Annotated in this window: 3 protein-coding genes; 1 reads left to right on the top strand and 2 read right to left on the bottom strand. The window is 58.7% G+C overall.

Going from position 1 to position 4,412, the window contains the following annotated elements; genetic code table 11:
• Positions 1–231: 231 nt before the first annotated feature.
• Both ACTG20_RS06220 and trhA read right to left on the bottom strand, forming a co-directional pair.
• Complete coding sequence (locus ACTG20_RS06220; RefSeq protein ID WP_194494512.1) at positions 232–1,893, bottom strand: putative transporter; 1,662 nt, start codon at positions 1,891–1,893, stop codon at positions 232–234.
• 127 nt (positions 1,894–2,020) lie between these two features.
• Positions 2,021–2,656, bottom strand: coding sequence for a PAQR family membrane homeostasis protein TrhA (gene trhA, locus ACTG20_RS06215; protein ID WP_042080056.1), 636 nt, complete (start codon positions 2,654–2,656; stop codon positions 2,021–2,023).
• 175 nt (positions 2,657–2,831) lie between these two features.
• Between trhA and ACTG20_RS06210 the strand changes: the two genes are divergently transcribed.
• Positions 2,832–4,355: an aminotransferase class V-fold PLP-dependent enzyme gene (locus ACTG20_RS06210; RefSeq protein WP_194494513.1), complete on the top strand. Its 1,524-nt coding sequence runs from the start codon at positions 2,832–2,834 to the stop codon at positions 4,353–4,355.
• Positions 4,356–4,412 lie beyond the last annotated feature (57 nt).

The following is a 4,412-nucleotide window of genomic DNA, read 5'->3' as shown; positions in this document are numbered from 1 at the left end:
GTTCTCTCCTGAATCCTGATTTGAATGCAATAAGCCACAGCCTACTTTGCAGACTGAGGGGAAAAATAACCAGCTCGAAAATTCGAAAGGATAGACCGATTTGAGGCTGAACTGTTCAGCCAGACAGAAGTGTGTAAAACGAGGTTGCGAGAATGGTAAAAACCAAAATTATCAATAAATTACAGAATGATGACGAGAGCATGACAAGGCATGCTCCCGTCAAGATTAACCCTATGCACCCGCCCAGAGGATAATAGCCAGCAGCTGTGGCGAGATGATCCGCAGAAACATCACCAGCGGGTAGACAGTGGCGTATGAGAGCGCACTGGCGCCACTGGTCGGGTGCATGGCGTTGGCAAAGGCCAGCGCGGGAGGATCTGTCATGGAGCCGGCCAGCAAGCCGCACAGGGTCAGATAATTCATCTTGCCGTAGAGGCGCGCCAGCAAACCGACCACCAGCAGCGGGATCAGGGTGATCGCCATACCGTAGAGCATCCAGGCCGGGCCATCACCGTTGATCAGGGTATCGACGAAGCCGGCACCGGACTTGAATCCAACCACCGCCAGAAACAGCACGATCCCGATCTCCCGCAGCGCCAGGTTGGCGCTGGGTGGCATGAACCAGTAGAGCTTGCCGATGCTGCCGATCCGCGACAGGATCAGCGCCACCACCAGCGGCCCCCCCGCCAGACCCAGCTTGAGGGCGGCCGGGAAACCGGGCAGATAGAAGGGGATGGAGCCGAGCAATACGCCAAGGCCAATCCCGATAAATACCGGCAACATCTGCACCTGTTGCAGTTTTTGCTGCACGTTGCCGACCACATTGGTCACCGCTTCGATGGCGTCGAGACGGCCAACCAGGTTGAGGATGTCACCAAACTGCAGGCTGGTCTGACTGGTCGGCACCAGTTCGATACCAGCCCGGTTGAGACGGGAGATCACCACGTCATAGCGCTGTTTGATGTCCAGATCGCGGATCTTCTTGCCAAGAACCTGCTCGTTGGTCACCACTACTCGCTCGACGCGCAGATCGGTGCCCCGGGTCGAGAGCGAGGTCTCCACCTCCTCTCCCAACACCAGCAACACCTTGTGCAGCGCGTGACGCTCACCCACCAGGTGCAGCAAGTCACCCAGTTCGATACGGGATTCCGGCCGTGGCACCATCAGCTCGTCGCCCCGTTTGAGCCGTGAACAGATGACATCAGACTCGTCGAGACTCGGGATCTCGCTCAGCATCAGGCCGTGCATGTTGGGGTTGCGCACCGCGATGTTGATGGTCTGCAAGCTCTCCTTGGTTTTACCGGTTTGTAGCTCGAACTGGGCGGCTTCATCGTCGATCTTGATGCGAAAGAAGACCCTGACCAGCCACATGGTGAGCAAAATGCCACAGATACCAAACGGATAGGCAACCGCATATCCCATCCCCATCAGGCCGGTAGAACCGGGCGCGGCGCCCAGCTCGGCCAAGATCTGCTGGCCCGCACCGAGGGATGGCGTATTGGTGACGGCACCGGAGAAGACCCCCAGAATGACCGGCAACGGCACATCGAAAAATTGATGCAAGCCAGCAGCCACCACGCAGCCAAGGATGACCAGTAATGCGGCAAAGGCGTTGAGTTTGAGACCCGAACTGCGCAATGACGAGAAGAAACCAGGCCCGACCTGGATGCCGATGGTATAGACAAACAGGATCAGGCCAAATTCTTGAATAAAGTGAAGCGTTTGTGCATCCAGCGCGAGATCGGAGGCGCCTGCAAAGTGACCCACTATGATGCCGCCGAACAGCACCCCCCCTATTCCCAAGCCAACGCCATAGACTCGCCAGTTTCCCAGCCAGAGTCCTAGCACTGCCACCAGCGACAACATGCTGATGGAAAGCGCAATTTCACTCATTTCGTGCATCCTTTGCGAATTGAACTGGCCCTAGCTTGTCAGCAAACGCTGATGCCAACTGTGTGATACCGCACGAATTTATCCTTTTACGCGCCAAAAATACCAATTAAGGGCTAGTTGCAAGACGTTAGGCGACGTAGCCGTAAATGGCCATAAAGTGACAAACGCTGCCACCCAGCACAAAGAGATGCCAGATGGCGTGGTTATAGGGGATCTGCTTGGCCACATAGAAGATGACCCCGAGGCTGTAGATAAGGCCACCAAGCCCGAGCAGCAACAGCCCCTCACCGGCCAGATGGATGTAGAGCTGATAGATGACCACCAGCGACAGCCAGCCCAGCATCAGATAGGTGAATAGCGACAACTTCTTGAAGCGGTTGATAAATACCAGCTTGAACACCACGCCAGCCAGCGCCAGGGCCCAGATCACCACCATCAAGCCCTTCGCCAGCGGCGTGTCGAGCGCAACCAGCAGGAACGGAGTGTAAGTACCGGCGATCAGCAGATAGATGGCGCAGTGATCAAACACCTTGCACCAGCGTCTGGCCCGCCCTGACCCCATGCTGTGATAGAGGGTCGAGGCGAGATAGAGCAGCACCAGACTGCCGCCATAAAGGCTGTAACTCACCAGCGCCTGCGTGCCCTGCCCCCATCCTTTGATGAGCAACAGCACCAGCCCGACAATCCCCAGCAACAATCCCGCACCGTGACTCAGCCGGTTTGCCAGCTCCTCCCGGGGAGAGTAATCCATCACACCACTCATAACATCTACTCCACAATAACTGTGGCTCACTCTACCCAGCGCCATTTCGGAGTACAAGTGTTCGCTTAAAAAATGGAGTGGCTGTCACCTGCCAACCTTTGGTGTATGCTCTGCCGCCGATGCCCGAGACAAGCGGCATAGACACCTACCCCGGTGACCTGGTCTGGAGAACCTGATGAAGTTGACTGAGCTGTTTGCACAAGCGGATCCCGCCTTTGGCGAGGCGATGAACACCTTGCTGGAGAGCTTCCACCACTCCGACGACAGTCAAGCCCCCTATCAGCGCGACCTGTTCACCCACCAGCTCGATCAATCCCGCATGCCTGCGGTCGGCCAACCTATCGAGGAGTATCTGGCGCGGCTGGCTACTCTGGTGCCCGGCGCCTCTCACCTCACCTCGCCACGCTACATGGGCCACATGACGGCGCCCCTGCCAGCCTATACCGCCGAGCTGTCGCGCCTGCTGGTGATGCTCAACCAGAATCCGATGAAGATGGAGTCCTCCCGCCTGCTCAGCTTTCTGGAGCGAGAGGTGCTGGCCAAGCTGCACCGCCTCATCTACGGCATGGACGATGCCTTCTACGGCGAGCAGATGCATGCCAAGGATGCCGCCCTCGGTGTCATGACCAGCGGCGGCACCATCGCCAACGTCACCGCCCTCTGGCTGGCTCGCAACCGCGCCTGTGGCGACAACCTGTTTGCCCTCTACGAGCAGGGCTATCGCGGCGCCGTCATTCTGGGCTCCCGCCTGATGCACTACTCCTTCGACAAGGGGATGGATCTGCTGGGGCTGGGCGCCCGCAGCGTTTGGCGCCTTGAGACCGACGAGCAGAACCGGCTCAGTCTGGCGGCGCTGGAACAGGCTCTGATCCAGTGCAAAGAGCAAAAATTGAAAGTACTGGCATTGGTCGGCGTGGCAGGCAGTACCGACTTTGGCTCCATCGACCCCCTGCCTGAGCTGGCCACCATCGCCGAGCGCGAGCAGATCCACTTCCACGTGGATGCCGCCTGGGGCGGCCCGACCCTCTTCTCTCCCCGCTATCAAGGTCTGCTTGCCGGAATAGAGCAGGCCGACACAGTCACCCTCGATGGCCACAAGCAACTGCTGGTGCCGCTTGGTACCGGCATGCTGCTCTGCCGCCAGCCCGACCTGATGATGGCAGTCAAGCGAGAGGCGCCCTATGCCATTCGCGCCACCTCGTTCGATCAGGGTCGCTTTACCCTGGAGGGCACCCGCCCGGCTAATGCCCTCTATCTGGATGCCGCCTTCCAACTCTTCGGCCAGCAAGGCTACGCCGAGCTTATCGAAGCCAACTACGACCGCGCCCGGCTGATGGCCGAGCTCATCACCAGCAATCCCGCCTTCGAGCTGATGTCGGCACCGGTGATGAATCTGCTCTCCTACCGCTGCATTCCACCCCACCTGCAGGGCAAGGTGCTGGATGAAGCGGCCAATGCACAGATCAACGACTTCAACGTGGCACTGCAAAAAGCCCAGCGGGCCGAGGGGCACAGCTTTGTCTCCCGCACCCAACGAGCGGTGGTACGCTATGGTGCCCAACCGCTCACCCTGCTGCGCGCCGTGCTGCTCAACCCGCTTATCGAAGAGCGTCATATCCGTGAACTGCTGGCCGATCAGCAGCGACTGGGGATCTCCATTGCACGCCAACTGTTTGGCGACAGCGCGGAACCGGCGTAAAAATGAGCGGTCTTATTCATTTGCCGTTGTCTGCTGTACAGGTAGACTGGGCGAAAT

It is taken from the genome of Aeromonas sp. 84A (assembly GCF_051919345.1).
Taxonomy (GTDB): Bacteria; Pseudomonadota; Gammaproteobacteria; order Enterobacterales; family Aeromonadaceae; genus Aeromonas; species Aeromonas veronii.
This window is presented reverse-complemented; position numbering and strand designations above follow the sequence as displayed.